The organism is Streptomyces sp. YKOK-I1 (assembly GCF_054660435.1).
Genome location: NZ_BAAGDR010000001.1, coordinates 2,326,714 through 2,344,842 on the forward strand (window position 1 = coordinate 2,326,714; position 18,129 = coordinate 2,344,842).

15 protein-coding genes are annotated in these 18,129 nt (G+C 73.2%); 3 read left to right on the forward strand and 12 right to left on the reverse strand.

Features of this window, described 5'->3' with window-relative positions:
- Window positions 1-75: 75 nt before the first annotated feature.
- From ACYQ8Q_RS09835 to infC, 9 genes are all read right to left on the reverse strand, one after another.
- The gene (locus ACYQ8Q_RS09835; RefSeq protein WP_460063675.1) at window positions 76-612 is read right to left on the reverse strand and encodes an NUDIX hydrolase; all 537 of its coding nucleotides are present in this window, start codon (window positions 610-612) and stop codon (window positions 76-78) included.
- Between the two features lie 66 nt (window positions 613-678).
- Window positions 679-2,019: a transcriptional regulator gene (locus ACYQ8Q_RS09840; RefSeq protein ID WP_460063677.1), complete on the reverse strand. Its 1,341-nt coding sequence runs from the start codon at window positions 2,017-2,019 to the stop codon at window positions 679-681.
- A gap of 266 nt (window positions 2,020-2,285) precedes the next feature.
- Window positions 2,286-4,808 (reverse strand): phenylalanine--tRNA ligase subunit beta, encoded by a 2,523-nt coding sequence (gene pheT / locus ACYQ8Q_RS09845; RefSeq protein ID WP_460063678.1) that lies wholly within the window; start codon window positions 4,806-4,808, stop codon window positions 2,286-2,288.
- Window positions 4,808-5,929, reverse strand: coding sequence for a phenylalanine--tRNA ligase subunit alpha (pheS, locus tag ACYQ8Q_RS09850; RefSeq protein WP_358995000.1), 1,122 nt, complete (start codon window positions 5,927-5,929; stop codon window positions 4,808-4,810). Before pheS ends, pheT begins: the two co-directional genes overlap by 1 nt.
- 149 nt (window positions 5,930-6,078) lie before the next feature.
- Window positions 6,079-7,194, reverse strand: coding sequence for a sensor histidine kinase (locus ACYQ8Q_RS09855; RefSeq protein WP_460063679.1), 1,116 nt, complete (start codon window positions 7,192-7,194; stop codon window positions 6,079-6,081).
- 55 nt (window positions 7,195-7,249) lie between these two features.
- The gene (locus ACYQ8Q_RS09860) at window positions 7,250-8,101 is read right to left on the reverse strand and encodes a TrmH family RNA methyltransferase (RefSeq protein WP_460063680.1); all 852 of its coding nucleotides are present in this window, start codon (window positions 8,099-8,101) and stop codon (window positions 7,250-7,252) included.
- Between the two features lie 222 nt (window positions 8,102-8,323).
- Window positions 8,324-8,707 carry a 50S ribosomal protein L20 gene (rplT, locus tag ACYQ8Q_RS09865; RefSeq protein WP_020938960.1) on the reverse strand — a complete coding sequence of 128 codons (384 nt, stop codon included), beginning with the start codon at window positions 8,705-8,707 and terminating at the stop codon, window positions 8,324-8,326.
- A 95-nt stretch (window positions 8,708-8,802) separates the two neighbouring features.
- Window positions 8,803-8,997: a 50S ribosomal protein L35 gene (gene rpmI / locus ACYQ8Q_RS09870; RefSeq protein WP_004933563.1), complete on the reverse strand. Its 195-nt coding sequence runs from the start codon at window positions 8,995-8,997 to the stop codon at window positions 8,803-8,805.
- Window positions 8,998-9,108: 111 nt separating this feature from the next.
- On the reverse strand, window positions 9,109-9,771 hold the full coding sequence (gene infC / locus ACYQ8Q_RS09875) for a translation initiation factor IF-3 (RefSeq protein WP_460073232.1): 663 nt from the start codon (window positions 9,769-9,771) through the stop codon (window positions 9,109-9,111).
- A gap of 396 nt (window positions 9,772-10,167) precedes the next feature.
- On the opposite strand from infC, the gene ACYQ8Q_RS09880 reads away from it, so the two are divergent.
- A complete protein-coding gene (locus ACYQ8Q_RS09880) occupies window positions 10,168-10,542 on the forward strand; it encodes a DUF1844 domain-containing protein (RefSeq protein ID WP_460063682.1) in 375 nt (124 codons plus the stop codon).
- A gap of 25 nt (window positions 10,543-10,567) precedes the next feature.
- On the opposite strand, the gene ACYQ8Q_RS09885 is transcribed toward ACYQ8Q_RS09880, so the two are convergent.
- On the reverse strand, window positions 10,568-11,299 hold the full coding sequence (locus ACYQ8Q_RS09885; RefSeq protein ID WP_055636979.1) for an SseB family protein: 732 nt from the start codon (window positions 11,297-11,299) through the stop codon (window positions 10,568-10,570).
- A gap of 150 nt (window positions 11,300-11,449) precedes the next feature.
- On the opposite strand from ACYQ8Q_RS09885, the gene ACYQ8Q_RS09890 reads away from it, so the two are divergent.
- Complete coding sequence (locus ACYQ8Q_RS09890; protein WP_460063685.1) at window positions 11,450-12,439, forward strand: serine hydrolase; 990 nt, start codon at window positions 11,450-11,452, stop codon at window positions 12,437-12,439.
- A 15-nt stretch (window positions 12,440-12,454) separates the two neighbouring features.
- On the opposite strand, the gene mycP is transcribed toward ACYQ8Q_RS09890, so the two are convergent.
- On the reverse strand, window positions 12,455-13,669 hold the full coding sequence (mycP, locus tag ACYQ8Q_RS09895) for a type VII secretion-associated serine protease mycosin (protein WP_460063686.1): 1,215 nt from the start codon (window positions 13,667-13,669) through the stop codon (window positions 12,455-12,457).
- Window positions 13,666-14,505, reverse strand: a complete 840-nt coding sequence (locus ACYQ8Q_RS09900; protein ID WP_460063687.1) for a hypothetical protein — start codon at window positions 14,503-14,505, stop codon at window positions 13,666-13,668. Before ACYQ8Q_RS09900 ends, mycP begins: the two co-directional genes overlap by 4 nt.
- A gap of 2,419 nt (window positions 14,506-16,924) precedes the next feature.
- Between ACYQ8Q_RS09900 and ACYQ8Q_RS09905 the strand changes: the two genes are divergently transcribed.
- Window positions 16,925-18,127, forward strand: a complete 1,203-nt coding sequence (locus tag ACYQ8Q_RS09905) for an amino acid deaminase/aldolase (protein ID WP_460063690.1) — start codon at window positions 16,925-16,927, stop codon at window positions 18,125-18,127.
- Window positions 18,128-18,129 lie beyond the last annotated feature (2 nt).

Sequence of the window (18,129 nt, forward strand, 5' to 3'; positions counted from 1 at the left end):
TCCCACCGTGTTCGGTACGGGCCCGGCGCTCTTCGGAGTGCCGGGCCCGTTCGTCTCACAGGAGCGGACACCCCTCTACTCCCCCGTCAGCCTCAGATGGTGCAACAGCATCAACGCGGCCGCCATGTTGGCGGCCGGGACCTCCCCCCGGGCGACCAGGTCGGGTACGACCTTCAGGGGGACCCACTCCCGCCGGTCCGACTCGAAGTCGTCCACGGGGTGTCCCACGTACTCGCCCCGGTCCGACCAGTAGATGTGGTGGACGGCGTCGGTGAGACCGTTGGACGGTTCCACGCTCATGAGGTGGTGCAGGAGCCCCGGCCGCCAGCCGGTCTCCTCCTCGAGTTCCCTGGCGGCCGCGCGGGCGAGGTCCTCGCCGTCCTCGACGACGCCCGCCGCGAGCTCCCAGCCCCAGCTGTCGGTGATGAAGCGGTGGCGCCACAGGAGCAGGACCTCGTTCGCCTCGTTGACCACCGTGGCCACGGCGACGGGCCGCAGCCGTATCAGGAAGTGGTCCAGGTGCCGGCCGTCCGGCAGCTCCACATCGGCCAGGTTGACGCTGAACCAGCGGTTTTCATACACAGTTTGTTCGTTCTGTTTCGTCCACTGCACGGTTCTGCCACCTTCCGTCGGGTGAGTGGCAATATCGCAGCAGGGACTGTGGAGCACCCCGGAGGTCTAGAGCGGTACGCGCAGTGCTCCGTCGATGAGCTCGGCCGCCTCGGCGGTGCCCGAACAGCCGCTGCGCACCAGGTGTTCACGCACCGCCCGGAGTCTGTCGCGCAGCCGCTGGGACTCCATTCCCCGGGCCTGTTCGGCCATCTGGACGGCGGTGACCACGGCCTTGTCGGCATGGCCCTGACGCAGTTCGATCGTGCTGAGCATGGCGAGCCGGTGCACCCGGCCGCGGTCGTGCGCGGGCGTACCCACGGCGGCCTGGGCATGTTCGGCGGCCGCGGCGATCTCACCGAGACTGAGCAGCGCCTCCGCCACCTGCACATTGACCAGACCGGGCTGGACATAGCCGGTCTCGTCGGGCTCGACGCCCCGCCGGATGCGATCGGCGGCCGTCTCCGCCCGCCGGATGCACGACAGCGCGCTCGTACCGTCGCCGAGGTGGGCGTACGCCTTGGCCTGCATCGCGTACAGATCGGAGGACAGGGCGGGAGTGATGTGCTTGCCCGCGGCGCGCAGCGCGGCCTCCGCGAAGGCCACGGCCTGCCGGTACTCCCGCATGAACAGCGACTGGTTGACGAGCAACGCGATGACGTACGCGCCAAGTCCCCGGTCCCCGCTGGCCTTGGCGAGTCTGAGGGCCTGGTGGAAGTAGCGCTGGGCGAGGCCGTGCGCGTCGGAGTCATAGGCGCAGATCCCGGCGACGGCCACCAACCCGCCGGTCGCCCGGTGCAGTTGACGCCCCGTCTCATCGGTGTAGCTGCCGCGCAGCAGGGGCGCGGCCTCGGCGTTGAGGAAGCCGACGATACGGCTGCGGGTCGCGATGCCGCCCGCCTTGCGGTACATCTGCTCGTAGTGGGTGCGCGCGGCCCGCAGCATCTCCAGGTCGGCGGAGGTGACCCGGTGCCGGCCGCCCCGGGAGACGTCGACGTCCTCGGGCGGGTTCTCCCACTCCCACACCGGCATCACGGCGGGCGTCCCGGTCACGGCGGGGGCGCCGAGGAGATGGGGGCGCTGCTGCTCGTCGGAGCGCCACAGGGCGGTGGCCCGCTCGACGAAGCCGGACAGGGAGGTGCCGTGCGGGGCGGACGGCTCGCCGGGCACGCCGAGGCCGATGTCGTCGAGGGTGACCGGCCGGTGCAGCCGGACCGCGAGGACCTCGCAGATCAGATCGGGCACCTGGCCGCGCGGCCGCTGTCCCTTCAGCCATCGGGCGACCGCGGTGTGCTCGTAGCGCAGGGCGAGTCCGCGTGCCCGGCCGGCCTGGTTGACGTGGGCGGCGAGGCCCGCGTGCGAGATGCCCGCCTCGTCCAGGATCGCGTCGAGCAGAGTGTTGGGCTGCATTGGGTGCCCCCCGGTGCCTCGGTGCGCCCAGGTTAGTGGGTTCGTCTTCACACGGGGTGTGAAGAGAGTGCGCGCATCCGCACCGTGTGCGCGCTGTCGCGCAGAGTTTCCGCCCGGTTGACTGGAACGCCTCGAAAGAGGTTCGCCGGGCCGTCGGCTCCCCCTCACATACGCGACGGCCCGGCGGTGCGCCGTGACGAGGGTGCCTTGCCGGGTGCGGGTGCGTCGTGGTTGCTCACGCGGTTCCCCGCACCCGGCGAACGACGTCAGCCCCGCAGAACCGCTCCCGTCCGCTCGCCCGCGAGGGCAACCGCCGCGTCCCGCGCGGCCGACGCCTCGTCGACCGTCAGCGTCCGGTCCCCCGCGCGGAAGCGCAACGCGTAGGCCAGCGACTTCTTGCCGTCACCCAGCTGCTCGTCGTTGACGTACACGTCGAACAGCCGGATGCCCTCCAGCAGTTCACCCGCCCCTTCGCGCAGCGCCGCCTCGACGTCCGCGTGCGGGACGAAGGAGTCGACCACGAGGGCGACATCCTGGGTGGCCACGGGGAACGTGGAGATGCTCGGCGCCTGCGGGGTGTCGTCGCCGACCGCCTCCAGGACATCGAGGTTCAGCTCCATCGCGCAGGTGCGCGCGGGCAGGCCCAGCGCCTTCAGCACCCGGGGGTGCAGTTCGCCCGCGTGCCCGACGACCCGCTCGGTGCCGTCGGGGACGACCACGAACTCGGCGCAGCGACCGGGGTGCCACGGCCCGTACTGGCCGCCGCGCACGATCAGGTCGGCACCGGCCTCCCGGGCGACCGCGCGCCCCGCCTCGACCGCGTCGGCCCAGTCGGCCGGACGGCCCTTGCCCCACCAGCCGGCCTGCTCGCGGGCGCCCGCGAGGACGGCGGCGACATGGCGCGGCTGCTCGGGGAGGACGGCGTCGAGCGCCGCGAGTTCCTCGTCGGTCGGGCGGCGGTCGACCGGGAGGTGACCGGCGACGCCGGCCCCCTCGCGGGGGTGGAAGACCAGGCCGGTCTCGAACAGCGCGAGGTCGTGGCCGCCCCGGCCGGCGTTGCGCCGCAGGGCGCCCAGCAGGCCCGGCAGCAGCGACGTACGGAGCGCGGGCTCCTCGTCGTTGAGCGGGTTGGTGAGCTTGACGACGCGGCGGGCCGGGTCGTCGGCGGCCAGGCCGAGCTGGTCGAAGACGCCCTCGCCGATGAACGGGTAGTTCGGGGCCTCGACGTAACCGGCGCCGGCCAGCGCGCGGCCGACGCGGCGGTGCAGCCGCTGGCGGTGGGTGAGACCGCGGCCCGACGGGGGCTTGGGCAGCGTGGAGGGCAGGTTCTCGTAGCCCTCCAGGCGGATGACCTCCTCCGCCAGGTCGTTGATCTCGGTGAGGTCGGGCCGCCAGGACGGGACGGTGACGATCAGCTCGTCCTGCCCGTACACGTCGCAGCCGATCTCCTGGAGGCGGCGCACGACGGTCTCCCGGCCGTAGCCGACACCGGCGACCTTGTCGGGGTGGTTCGCCGCCACGGTGATGGTGTGCGGGCCGGACGGGGTGACGACCTCGGTGACGCCCGCGTCGGCCGTACCGCCCGCGAGCAGCACCAGCAGGTCGACCGTGCGCTGGGCGGCGGCCGCCGCGGCGGCCGGGTCGACGCCGCGCTCGAAGCGGCGCGAGGCCTCGGAGGACAGCTTGTGACGGCGGGCCGTGCGCGCGATGGACACCGCGTCGAAGTGGGCGGCCTCGATGACCACGTCGCCCGTGGAGTTCCCGCCGTTCTCGGCGGCGTCGTGGTCGGCGATCTCCGTGTTGGCGCCGCCCATGACGCCCGCGAGGCCGATGGGGCCGCGGTCGTCGGTGATGACCAGGTCCTCGGCGTGCAGCTTCCGGGTGACGCCGTCGAGGGTGACGATCTGCTCGCCCTCCCCGGCCCGGCGGACGCCGATGGTGCCCTGGACCAGCGCGCGGTCGTAGGCGTGCAGCGGCTGGCCCAGCTCCATCATCACGTAGTTCGTGACGTCGACGGCGAGCGAGATCGGGCGCATGCCGACCTTCTGGAGCCGGCGCTTCAGCCAGATCGGGGAGCGTGCCTCGGGGCTCAGACCGGTGACGGTCCGGGCGGTGAAGCGGTCGCAGCCGAGCGGCTCGGAGACCCGCACGGGGTAGCCGAAGGCGTTCGGGGCCGGTACGTCGATCAGGGCCGGGTCGCGCAGCGGCAGACCGTAGGCGATGGCGGCCTCGCGGGCGACGCCGCGGATCGACAGGCAGTCGCCGCGGTTGGCGGTGACGGCGATGTCCAGGACCTCGTCGACCAGCTCCAGCAGCTCGATGGCGTCCTTGCCGACCTCGGTCTCCGGGGGCAGCACGATGATGCCCTTGGTGCCGTCGTCGCCCATGCCCAGCTCGTCGCTGGAGCAGATCATGCCGTGCGAGGTCCTGCCGTACGTCTTGCGGGCGGCGATGGCGAAGCCGCCGGGCAGGACGGCGCCCGGGAGGACGACGACGACCTTGTCGCCGACGGCGAAGTTGCGGGCGCCGCAGACGATCTCCTGCGGCTCACCCGTACCGTTGGCGGTGGAGACGTCGACGGTGCAGAAGCGGATCGGCTTCTTGAAGCCCTCCAGCTCCTCGATGGTCAGCACCTGACCGACGACGAGGGGGCCCTTGAGGTCGGCGCCGAGCTGCTCGACCGTCTCGACCTCGAGGCCGGCGGACACCAGCTCGGCCTGTACGTCACGGCCGGTCTCGGTGGCGGGGAGGTCGACGTACTCCCGCAGCCAGGAAAGCGGGACCCGCATCAGATCTCCATCCCGAACGGCCGGGTGAACCGGATGTCACCCTCGACCATGTCTCGCATGTCTTCGACGTTGTGGCGGAACATCAGCAGCCGTTCGATGCCGAATCCGAAGGCGAAGCCGCTGTACTTCTCGGGGTCGACGCCACAGGCGGTGAGCACCTTGGGGTTGACCATGCCGCAGCCGCCGAGCTCGATCCAGCCCTCGGAGGAGCAGGTGCGGCAGGGGCGGTCGGGGTTGCCGACGGACTCGCCGCGGCAGACGTAGCACACCATGTCCATCTCGGCGGACGGCTCGGTGAACGGGAAGAAGTTGGGCCGCAGCCGGGTCTTGATGCCCTCGCCGAACAGCGACTGGACCATGTGGTCCATGGTGCCCTTGAGGTCGGCCATGGTCAGGCCCTCGTCCACGGCGAGCAGCTCGACCTGGCGGAACACCGGGGTGTGCGTGGCGTCCAGCTCGTCGGTGCGGTAGACGACGCCGGGGCAGATCACATAGACCGGCAGCTCGCGCGAGAGCAGCGAGCGGATCTGCACGGGCGAGGTGTGGGTGCGCAGCACGACCCCGGACTCGGTGCCGCCGTCCGGGCCCTGCACGAAGAACGTGTCGGCCTCGCCGCGGGCCGGGTGGTCGGGGCCGATGTTGAGGGCGTCGAAGTTGAACCACTCGGCCTCGGCCTGCGGGCCCTCGGCGACCTCGTAGCCCATGGCCACGAAGATGTCCTCGATGCGCTCCGAGAGCGTGGTGAGCGGGTGGCGGGCGCCGGCCGGTACGCGGTCGTACGGCAGGGTGACGTCCACCGCCTCCTCGACCAGCACGCGGGCGTCGCGCTCGGCCTCCAGCTCCTCCTGACGGCCGGCGAGGGCCTTGTTCACCGCGCCGCGGGCCTGGCCGACCACCTTGCCGGCGGCTGCCTTGGCGTGCGGGGGCAGCGCGCCGATCTCGCGGTTGGCGAGCGCCAGCGGGGACGTGCCGCCGGTGTGGGCGACCTTGGCCTCCTGGAGCGCGTCGAGGGAGTCCGCGGCGGCGAAGGCGGCGAGCGCCTCGTCCCGCATGCGCTCGATCTCTTCCGGTTTCAACGCCTCGACCTCGACAGGGTCGTACGACTTATTGGGTGCCGACATCTCTTCCCGTGCTTCCGATTGGCTGGCGGATGGTCCCCGTCACCGGCTCATGGACAGTGCTCTTGGCCAGTGCGTCTTGGTTTTCGGGACACAAAGGTGCCAAAGGCCGAGTCTAACGGGGTGGAGGTGAACGAAGAGCCCGCGGGCCGTCAGGCGAGATACGCCGGGGCGCCCACGGGCAACGTAAATCGGAACTCGGCGCCGCCGCCGGAGGCGCGGCCGACCGTGATGGTGCCGCCGTGGGCTTCGACGATGCCCTTGACGATGTACAGCCCGAGGCCCGTGCCGCCGCGCTTGCTGCCCCGCCAGAAGCGGGTGAAGACGCGGTTCATGGACTCCTCCGGGATGCCGGCACCCTCGTCGCTCACGGTGACCGACGTGCCGGTGTCCTCCCCTTCCCGGGGGGACGTGGCGGGCGTGACGTCAATCGTGACGGTTCCCTCGCCGTGGCGCACCGCATTTTCCAGGAGGTTGCTGAGGACCTGGTCGACCTTGTCGGGGTCGGCCCACAGGGCGGGCAGCGGCTGCTCGATGCGGAGCAGGAAGCGGTCGGCGGGCTGCCCGGCGGCGACGTAGGCCTGGATGTGCCGTCCTACGGCCGCGCCTATGTCCACGGGCTGGCGCCGCACCTCAAGCCGCCCGGAGTCGATCCGCGAGATGTCGAGCAGCTCGGCGATGAGGCGCGTGACACGGTCGGCGTCGGCGTCCACCGTCTCCAGCATCAGCCGCTTCTGGTCGTCGGTGAAGCGGGCCCACTTGGCGAGGAGGGTGGCGGTGAAGCCCTTGACCGAGGTCAGGGGGGAGCGCAGTTCGTGGGCGACGGTGGCGATCAGCTCGGCGTGGCTGCGCTCGGTGCGGCGGCGGGCCTCGGTGTCCCGCACGGAGACGACGACCCGGCGGACGGGTCCGGTGGGTGCGGTGCGGACGTACCGCGCGGTGACGAGCACCTCGCGGCCGCCGGGCAGCAGCAGGTTGCGCTCGGGCTGGCCGGTCCGGATGGCGAGCCCGCCGTAGGGGTCGGTGAGCTGCCACCAGCGGCGGCCTTCGAGGTCCTCTAACGGCAGGGCCTTCTCCAGCCGCTGCCCGAGGGCCTCCTCGGGCGGTACGGCGGTGATCCGGGCGGCGGCGGCGTTGAAGCAGATCACCCGGCCGTGCTCGTCGGCGACGACCAGCCCGTCGGGCAGGTCGTCGGGGTCGATGCCGAGTCCGGCCAGGTCACCGGCAGGGCGGGCCGCTCCCGGTGCGCTGCTCGTGCCGACACTCATCCCCGTACCTCATCTCCCATCCCCCCGGAAGAGGCTCCCCGAGCACGTCACCCTACTAGCTCTCGGTGACGGAGCGGCACCCTCCGGAGGCGCGCTGTGCACGGGCCGATGCGTAGAGACATACGGCCGCGGCGGTCGCCAGGTTCAGGCTCTCGGCCCTTCCGTGGATCGGGACGCGCACGACGGCGTCCGCGAGCGCGCGGGTCTCCTCCGGGAGCCCCCAGGCCTCGTTCCCGAACACCCAGGCCGTCGGCCCGCCCATGGTCCCCTTGTCCAGCTCGTCGTCCAGGTCGTCCTCGCCCGCCCCGTCGGCGGCGAGGATCCGCGCCCCGGCCTCCTTCAGCCCGGCCACGGCCCGCTCCACGGGGACCCCGACGGCGACGGGCAGATGGAACAGCGACCCGACGGAGGCCCGGACGGCCTTGGGGTTGTACAGGTCGACGGACGCGTCGGTGAGTACGACGGCCTCGGCGCCGGCGGCGTCGGCGCACCGCAGGACGGTGCCGGCGTTGCCGGGATCGCGCACATGCGCCAGTACGGCGACCAGCTTCGGCCGGGCGGCGAGGATCTCCTCGAAGGGCGTGTCGACGAACCGGCAGACGCCGACCAGCCCCTGCGGGGTGACGGTCGTCGAGATGTCGGCGATGACCTGCTCGTCGGCGAGGTGGACGCGGGCGCCGGCGCTTCGGGCTTCGCCGATGATGTCCGCGTACCGCTCCGCGGCCTCGACGGTGGCGAACAGCTCGACCAGCGTCTCCTTGCCGTACCCCGCCGCCTCCCGCACGGCCTGCGGCCCCTCGGCGAGGAACAGCCGCTCCTTGCTGCGGAAGTTCCGCCGCCCGAGTCGCCGAGCGGCGGCCACACGGGGAGAACGGGGCGAGATCAGCTCGGGACTGACGGGGGGCATGTCTGGTTCACCTTAAGTATGTGTGCGGTCGGCGTGGCATCGGGGACGACTGCAACCCCCTGGGGGCGCGGGGCTCTGTCGATGTGCGGCTCCGCCGCGTGGGCGCGACAAGCCACCACGCACCCGCACCCGAACGGCGGCCTCGACGAGCGTCAGCAGCAAAGGACCCGCAGGATGAACCTGCGGGTCCTCAGTCACGTCGGCTCAAAGCCAGCGCCAGCGTCACGCGGCCTTCGGCGCGTTGACGTCCGACGGCAGCGCCTTCTGCGCGACCTCGACGAGCGCGGCGAACGCGTTGGCGTCGTTCACGGCGAGCTCGGCCAGGATCTTGCGGTCGACCTCGACGTTCGCGGCCTTCAGGCCCTGGATGAAGCGGTTGTAGGTGATGCCGTTGGCGCGGGCAGCGGCGTTGATGCGCTGGATCCACAGCTGACGGAAGTCGCCCTTGCGCTTCTTGCGGTCGTTGTAGTTGTAGACCAGCGAGTGGGTGACCTGCTCCTTGGCCTTGCGGTACAGGCGCGAACGCTGACCGCGGTAGCCGGAGGCCGCCTCGAGGATCGCCCGGCGCTTCTTGTGGGCGTTGACTGCCCGCTTGACGCGTGCCACTTGTTAACTCCTTGTAGCGGGGCCGTGGGTGTCGTCACACGGCCCGGAATCGATTGGGTCCCGGTGTGCGTGGATCAGGCGCGGTGCGCCCGACCTCACTTGCCGAGAAGCTTCTTGATCTTCGCGGCGTCGCCCGGGGCCATCTCGGCGTTGCCGGTGAGGCGACGCGTCACTCGGGACGACTTGTGCTCGAGCAGGTGGCGCTTGCCGGCGCGCTCACGGAGCACCTTGCCGGAGCCGGTGACCTTGAAGCGCTTGCTGGCACCGCTGTGCGACTTGTTCTTCGGCATAGCGCCGTTCTCTCCTCGTCGGTGGCGCTCCGGTGCCCGGTCGTGAAACCGGGCACGGGGTGGAGCGTCGCTGCTGTATGGGTTGCATCCAGGGGACGTGGGTCCCTCGGATCACGCCTCGGCGGAAGCCTCGGCAGGGGCCTCGGCCGTCTCGGCCTCGGTGAACTCGGCGTCCGCGGGGTTCTGCGAGCGGCCGGGGTTGGCCTTCGCCTCGGCCTTGCGGGCCTCCTGCGCCTGACGGGCCTCGGCCATCGCCTCGGTCTTCTTCTTGTGCGGACCGAGGACCATGATCATGTTGCGGCCGTCCTGCTTGGGGTTCGACTCGACGAACCCGAGCTCCTGGACGTCCTCCGCGAGACGCTGCAGCAGTCGGTAGCCCAGCTCGGGCCGGGACTGCTCGCGACCACGGAACATGATCGTGATCTTGACCTTGTCGCCCTGCTTGAGGAACCGGACGACGTGACCCTTCTTGGTGTCGTAGTCGTGCGGGTCGATCTTCGGCCGGAGCTTCATCTCCTTGATGACCGTGTGCGCCTGGTTCTTGCGCGCCTCACGGGCCTTCATGGCCGACTCGTACTTGAACTTCCCGTAGTCCATGAGCTTGCAGACCGGCGGGCGGGCGTTCGCCGCGACCTCGACCAGGTCCAGGTCGTACTCCTGCGCAAGCTCCAGTGCCTTCGCCAGGGGGACGATGCCCACCTGCTCGCCACTGGGACCGACAAGTCGCACCTCGGGAACGCGAATCCGGTCGTTGATGCGGGGCTCGGCGCTGATGGATCCTCCTCGGTAGCACCACGCGACGGTCTGGCGGACGGCCGCGTAACGTCTGTGTCGTTAGACCTATAACCACGCCGAAGCACAAAAAATGCCCCGAACGATCACATGCGGGGGCTCCAAGCACTACCGGAGCACCGTCGCGAGGATCGCGGGGCGCACTACCGGGCGACTCCATCGTCCGTACGGAACGATGGCGGCCGCCTGACCGGGGTGACCCGCCGTCCCTGAGGGGCGGTCGGGTGGGAGTTCGGAGCCTCCACTTGTGGGCCGGGCCCGCCTGCTGGGTGGCACGCGTGTCCGACCGGTCGTTAATCGAGACTAGCAGCCCGTGCCGGGAACGGCGAATCGAGCCTCGGTACGGGGTCCGGGCGGCCTGCGCCTATCGTGTGGGGCATGAGTGAGACCTCCCCCGCCGGCTCCCCGGACCCCGCCTCCGCCGACTTCGACGAGATGACCCGCGACATCGCCGAGGTCCCGGCCGTCGAGGTGATCGTCACGGTCGCGGTCAACCTGATGAGCGCGGCCGCCGTGAAGCTCGGTCTGACCGAGGAGGGCGACAAGTACAAGGACCTCGACGAGGCCCGCAAGCTGGTCACCGCCCTCGCCGGGCTGATGGACGCGAGCGCGACCGAGATCAGCTCCTTCCACGCCGCCCCGCTGCGCGACGGCCTGAAGTCGCTGCAGCTGGCCTTCCGTGAGGCGTCGATCGTCCCGGACGAGCCGGGTCAGGGCCCGGGCGAGAAGTACACCGGACCCGTCTACGGCTAGTCCGCGGGCTCATCCGCGCATTCGCTCATCCGCGTACGTACAGGGGCTCGCCCGGAGGGGTGGTCCCGGCCGGCAGGAGTGCCAGGTCGAGACCCCGCACCAGGCGGGCCCTCAGCGTCTCGTCGGCGGCGAGCCGGCCGGCCACCGCGCGGGCGGCCTCGGCGGGGGCGGCGGCCGGGTCGAGGACCAGGGCGAGCGTGCCGTCCGCCTGCCCCGGCCCGAGGTGCGCGCGGACGACGTCCGGCTCGGCGGCCACGGCGGCGCGCACCGCTTCCCGTACGGCCGGATCGGCGAGCGGATCGGTCGTCGTACGGCCCTCCGCCAGCGCCCGCAGCGCCGGTCCTGTCAGCTCGAACGCCACCGGCCCGGCCAGGTCGAGCACCACGGTGTCCGCCTTCTCGTGCGCGGCGGCCCGCAGCGCCTGGTGCAGGGGTACGGCGACGGGGCGCGCCGCCGGGTCCCAGCGGGCGAGGGAGTCGGTGGAGGTGAAGGCGGGCAGGGCGGTGCGGCCGCCGGCCTTCAGGGTGGGGACGGCCATGTCGCTGGTCTTCTCGCGGCGCAGCCCGTTCTCGTCCTCCTCGACCTCACCCAGCACGGCCACCACCGGGACGAGCAGCCGGGTGCCCTCGAGCGCCTCCAGGACGGGGCCGACGGCGGTGCGGTCCTCGGCCCAGGCGGCGAGCGCCGCGCTCAGCCGGGGGTCGGCGGAGCCGTCGTCGTCGGAGTAGCCGGGGTCGGGAATGTTCTTGTTCGCCACGGTCACCGACCTTATCGGGGGGATGCTGCTGGGGTTGTGCGGGGCCCGAAACGCGATCGAGACGGCTTTCACAGGATTCTCAGCCTTCGCTGACGTACCTCTTACGTACGTCTAACGGCCCGCACAGTCGCCACCACCACCATCACGGGCATGGAGTCTCGCAGAGCCCGCAGCGGCCGCCGCGCCCGCCCGTCCCGGCGCCGTCCCCTCCTCTACACCGCGCTCGCCACCGTGGCCGTCCTCGGCGCCACCGCGGGCGGCACGGTCTATGTGAAGGCACAGGCGCACTCCGGCGAGGGAACCGTATCGTCGTCCTCCGCGGAGCCGTCGGCGTCCGCGTCGGGGTCGGCGGACGGAGGCGTGACGGTGGAGTCGGTGGCGGCACCCGAGGTGGACTACGACGCGCTGCTCGCGGAGGCGATGACGTCGGTGACCGTGCCGGCGGACGCGAAGGTGTCCGTGGCGGTGCTGGACGTGGACTCCGGGGACAGCGCGACCTACGGCTCCGCCGCGTTCGACACGGCGAGCATCGTGAAGGTGGACATCCTGGCGACCCTGCTGCTCCAGGCCCAGGACGCGGGCCGGCACCTCACGGCGTCCGAGAAGACGTACGCCACCGCGATGATCGAGAACAGCGACAACACCTCGGCCTCGGAGCTGTGGCGGATCATCGGCAAGGCCGAGGGCCTGGACGCGGCGAACGAGCGGTTCGGGCTCACGGGCACCGACGGCGGCGACGACATGCTGTGGGGGCTCACCCAGACCACGGCCGCCGACCAGCTCAGGCTGCTCCAGCAGGTCTTCGGGGACGACTCGGAGCTGAGCGAGGCGTCGCAGACGTACATACAGGGCCTGATGCAGCAGATCGCGGCCGACCAGCACTGGGGTGTCTCGGCGGCGGCCGACGGCTCGTCCTGGGCGCTGAAGAACGGCTGGCTGGCCAGGAGCACCACCGGGCTGTGGGACATCAACAGCATCGGACGGGTGACGTCCGGCGGGCGCACGTATCTGGTGGCGGTGCTGTCGAAGGGCAGCGCGACGCAGGCGAAGGGCATCACGCTGGTGGAGGCGGCGGCGAAGGCGGCGGTGTCGGCGTTCGCGGACGACACGGCGTCCGCGACGACGACGGCCGCCGACTAGACGGCCCGGTACGTCTCACACGTCGTAGGTCTCGTAGGTCCCGAACCCGTCCGGCTCGCGGCGGCCGCGCCACAGGACGACCGCGCCGAGCAGGAGCACCACTCCGGCCCCGCCCGCGAGCGGGGCGGCCCAGCTGGAGGTGTCGTCGTCGGCGCGGGCGGCGTCGGGGCCCGCGCCGAAGTACTTCTTGCCGTAGGACGCGGACTTCAGGCCCTCCGGCTCGAGGGCGCCGGCGGCCCGGATCGCGGCGGCGGGGTCGATGAAGCCGAAGCCCCGGGAGTCGTCACGGCCGTCGGCGGGAGGGTTGCGGGCGGTGTCCTCCAGGAGCTTCTTGATCTGCGCCGGGGTGAGCCCGGGGTGGGCGGCCTTGATGAGCGCGACGGCGCCCGAGACGAACGCGGAGGCCGCGCTGGTCCCCCAGCCCTCGTAGTACTTGTGGTCGGGCTCGGCGATGACGACCTTCTGGCCGGGGGCGGCGACCGTGGCGTACCAGCGGCGGGTGGAGAACGAGGCGCGGGTGCCGTAGCGGTCGACGGCGGTCGCGACGATCACACCCGGATAGGCCGCCGGGTAGGAGATGTGGTCGCCCTTTTCCCCGCCGTTGCCCGCCGAGGCGACGACGACCACCCCCTTCTTCAGGGCGTACTGCACGGCCTCGTCCTCGGCCGGTTCCGGGTGGGCGGAGGCGGAGTCGTCGCCGAGGGAGAGGTTGATGACGTCGGCGCCCTGGTCGGCGGCCCAGCGGATGCCCTCGGCGAGGGCGTTGCCCCGGCTGTTGCGGGCCTTGGTGCGCTGGGGGTCCTCGTCCTCCAGGATCACGCGGACGGGCAGGATCCTGGCCTCGGGCGCGATGCCCATGACCCCGTCCTCGTCGCCGTACCCGTGCCCGTGACCGGCGATGATGCCGGCCATGGCGGTGCCGTGCACGGCCCAGGACGCGTCGCCCTCCTTCGCGCCGAAGCCGACCATGTCCTTGCCTTCGAGGACGTTGCCGTCCAGGTCGGGGTGGTCGGCCTCCACGCCGGTGTCCAGGACGGCGACGGTGATGCCCTTGCCCTTGGTGGTCTGCCAGGCCTCCTGGGTGTGCAGGGCGTCGAGGGCCCACTGCTGGGCGCGGATGCCGTCGGCGTAGGCGGGGGCGGTGGGCAGCAGGGCGACGGAACCGGCGAGCAGACAGCAGAGCAGCCCGGCCCTGCGGGTACGACGGCTGCGAGGGCTGCGGCGGTTCATGAGGGCTGCTCCGAGGGCGGGGTGACGGCGGTCTTGCGCAGGCTCCGCTCGATGCGGTCGGCGAGGCCCTGGGCCTCGTTGCCGAGGCCGGCCTGGGCGGGGGCCGTGGTGGAACCGGAGGCGGTGGCCTGTGCGGCGGGCTCGGGGCTGTCCACGGTGCGGCCGTCGGCCCAGCCGGAGACGGCGTAGACGACGACCGGGGCGTCGGTGAGGACGGAGATCGTCCAGGTGGCGCGCTGCTTGTCGCCGAAGGAGGCGGCGGCGGTGCCCTTCGCGGGGTACGGCTTCGGCATCAGGTCGGTGCGGCGGGCCAGGCCCTCCTTGTCGAAGCGGGTGTCGAGGGCGCGCATGGCGGCCGCGTCGGCGGTGGTGAAGAGCAGGCCGACGGTGGTGACGTAGCTCTGGGTGGCGTCGGTGTAGGTGGCGCGCAGGAGCCGCTGGCAGCCGACCGGGGTGAGGGCCTGGCGCAGCAGCGGGTCGAAGGCGTCGGCGCAGCCGCTGTCCGGGGCGACGGCGATCCGCGTCCAGGTGCGGTCGGCTCCGCCGGGGCCGGCGCCCTGCCCGTCGACGGTGACCGGGAACAGCTCGTCGACCGGCACGTTGTGCCACAGCCCGCCGGCGGCGGCGTACGTGTCCCGCGCGCCGCTTCCCTCCGCGTCCCCGATGAGCCAACTCCCGGTGACGGCACCGCCGATGAGCCCCAGCCCGAGCACGACACAGATGGCGGCCAGGACGGCCCGCCGGTGCCACCCGGCCCCTCGCCCGTCCCCGAACCCCTCGGGCCGCGCGAAGGTCACCACGGGCCGCGTGGCACCGGGCGCCTTCCCCGGGGCCATGGGAGCACTCCAGGAGAGAGCGGGATCCGGCGAGACAGCACCGGACAGGGGTGAGTCGGAGGCGGCACGTGGTGGGGTGGCGGGCCCGGTGGGGCGGGGGGGCGTGTTCGGCGCGGGGGGAGCGTCGAACGGGTTCATCCCGGACGCGGGGCGCGCGGGAGTGCCGGGCCGGGTGGTGGGGCCGCTCTGCCCGGCCGGGTCTTCCGGGGTGGTCGCGGAGGGAGTGGCGAACGGATTCTTCCCGGACGTGGGCGGCGGGCCGGCGGTGGAGGGGAGGGCGGAGTCCGGGGCGGCCGTGGGACGCGGGGGCGTGGGCGGTGCGGCGGCGGGGCGCGGGGGCACGCTGGGCGCGGCGGGAGGGCGAGCGCCGGTGCCCTGCCCGGACGTGGGGCGGGCGGAGGCACGCGGACCGGCATCGCCGAACACGGAGGAGGACCGCACGAAGGCACCCGACTCACCCGGGGAGCGGCCGGACCCGCCCGCGGGACGGCCTGCGGCACCCGACTCGGAAGCGGGACGGCTGGGGGCTCCGGCGGCCGGGGTGGGGCTCCCGGAGGCGCCCGGGGCGGACGCGGGACGGCTCGGGGCTCCCGGGCCCGGCCCGGGACGGGCGGAGGTGCTCGGGGCGGACGCACGGCCGGGGACGCCCGGGCCGGACGCGGGGCGGCCGGGGACACCCGTAGCGGACGCAGGGCGGCCGGAGACGCCCGCCGCGGACTCGGAGCGGCCGGAGGTGCCCGTCGCGGGCGTTGGGCGGCTCGGGGCTCCCGGGCCGGGGGCGGGACGGGCGGAGGTGCTCGGGGCGGACGCCGGACGGCCGGGGACGCCCGTCGCGGACTCGGAGCGGCCGGAGGTGCCCGTCGCGGGCGTGGGGCGGCTCGGGGCTCCCGGGCCCGGGGCGGAACGGGCGGAGGTGCCCGGGCCGGACGCGGGACCGTCGGAATCAGCCGTGGCCGTGGTGGGGCGGGTGGTGGGCTTCGGGGGTGCCTGCCGGGGTGCCGGGGGCGGGAGGGTGAAGTCGGGGGGCGGTATGGCGGAGGTGGGCGTCCAGGCCGGCTGGTCGTCCGCTTCGGTCGGCGACGGCTGCGGGGCGGCGGTGCGCCGGGCGGAACCGGAGCCCTGCCCCGTCTCCGGCTCCACGGCGGCACTCGGGGTCGGGACCCAGCTGCGGGGCAGCGGGCTCCAGGCACTGCCGGAGACAGGAGCGGTGGGACGCGAGCCGCTGCCGTCGGCGGGCTCGGCGCTACGGGGAGTCGTCCCCGTACGCGGGCCGAAGAAGTCGGAGGACCGGGGAGTCGACGGGCCCTGGGCGCGGGCACCGCTCGGTTCGGTGGGTTCCGTGACACGCGTGGCGCCGGGACCGCCGAACCGCAGCTCGGTGGTGTCGTCGGCACGGTCGCCGACCGGAGCACCGGAACGCGGGCCGGAGCCGCTCACCGCGCGGTCGGCCGGGACAGCGGCAGGGCGCGGGGCGGTGCCGACACCGGGGCGATCGGCCGGGGCGGCGGGACGCGGACCCGCGCCGGAACCCGTGGGATCGGCAGGGCGCGGTGCGGTGCCGGAAACCGGGCGGTCAGCCGGGGCGGTGGCAGGGCGCGGGGACGGGGCCGTGGGGTGCGGGGTGTGGGGTGGTGGTTCCGTGCCGGGCGGGCGGTACGGGGAGGGGCCGGTGCCCGGACGTGCGGGGGGCGGTGGGGGGGCGTCGGGGAAGCGGGCCGACGCGGGAGGCGGGGGCGGGGCGTCCACGGGATCCGTGCCGAAGGGGGCGGAGAAGCGGAGGGTCCGGTTCGAGGGCGGGGTCCTGCCCGGAGCGGAGGGTGGGGCCTCCGGTGAGGGTTCCTGGGCGGCGGAGGGGGCGTACGGGCGGACCCAGGGGGCCGGGATCCTCGGGGACCTCGGCGCGGCGGATCCGGTGGGGCGGTTCGGCCGGGGGTGCGGGGCGCCGTTCCGCGGCCCCGCAACGCCGTTCGTGCCGCTCTCCTCGGCTCCGGACGGCTTCGCTGTGTCGTTCGCGGGTTTCTCCCCGGGTGCGGCGGTCGGCTGTTCCTCGGGGCCCCCGCCCGCCGAGGGCGGCTGGGCCGGGCGGGGCGGCACGTCAGGGCGCGGGGGAACCGAGGCGCGGCGTGCTTCCGTACTCATGCACCCCCCGTTTCCTCTGGCCCGGGCCGTCGTTCTCGTACGCGGGCCGTCCTGCGCGTGCCCGGGCGGCCCGGTGCGGACGCGGTGGTCCGTCCAGGCACGCATACCCGCGCGGAGGAAGCGGCACCCCGGCGCGGATCTCCGGCCGGAGCCGTCCTCCGTGCGTGCGCGTCACTCTACGGCTTGTTGCCGAGCGAACGGGAACCAGTCCGTGACCGACGGGGCATCTGCCCGGAACATCCCCCTACCCTGCGGTAATCGAGTCTGGCAGGCTTCGTTCATGACTGCGCGCGCCGCCGACCGGGCCCGTTACGACCGGGCCACCGAGCACCTCGACGCCCCTCTCGCGATCGTCGACCTGGACGCCTTCGACGCCAACGCCGAGGACCTCCGCCGCCGGGCCGGCGGCAAGCCGATCCGCGTGGCCAGCAAGTCCGTGCGCTGCCGGACCCTGCTGGAGCGCGTCCTCGCCAAGGACGGCTTCGCGGGCATCATGTCGTTCACCCTCGCCGAATCCCTGTGGCTCGCCCGTTCCGGCTTCGACGACATCCTGCTCGCGTACCCCTCCGCCGACCGCACCGCCTTCGCCGAGCTCGCCGCCGATCCCAAGCTCGCGGCCGCCGTCGCGGTCATGATCGACGATGTCGCCCAGCTCGACCTCATCGACGCGGCGCGGGCCGGCGGCACCGAAGTCATCCGGGTCTGCCTGGAGTTGGACACCTCGCTGAAGCTGCTCGGCGGCCGGGTACGGGTCGGCGCCCTGCGTTCCCCGCTGTACTCCCCCGCCCAAGTCGCCGAGGTGGCACGGGCGGTGGCCCGGCGGCCAGGGTTCAAGCTCGTGGGGATCATGGCGTACGAGGGTCATATCGCCGGTGTCGGGGACGACGTGGCCGGGCGGCCCTTCCGGTCCCGGGCGATCCGGCTGATGCAGGCCACGGCCCGCCGTGAACTCACCGAGCGGCGCGCCGCGGTGGTGCGGGCGGTACGGGCCGTCGCCCCGGACCTGGAGTTCGTCAACGGCGGCGGCACCGGCAGTGTGCAGCACACGGCCGCCGAGGACGCGGTGACGGAGATCGGCGCCGGGTCGGGGCTGTACGTGCCGCGGCTCTTCGACAACTACACGTCGTTCACCGGGCGTCCGGCCGCCCTGTTCGCCCAGCCCGTCGTACGGCGGCCGGGGGTGGGGGTCGTGACCGTCCTGGGCGGCGGCTACCCGGCCTCCGGTGCCGCGGGACCCGACCGGCTCCCCGTGCCGTACCTCCCCGAGGGGCTGCGGTACGACCCCCAGGAGGGCCCCGGCGAGGTGCAGACCCCGCTCCTCGGCTCCCCCGCCGACGATCTGCTGATCGGCGACAAGGTGTGGTTCCGGCATGCGAAGGCCGGCGAGCTGTGCGAGCGGTTCGACGTGCTGCACCTGGTGGAGGGGGACACGGTCACGGCGACCGTGCCCACCTACCGGGGCGAGGGACACACGTTCCTGTGACG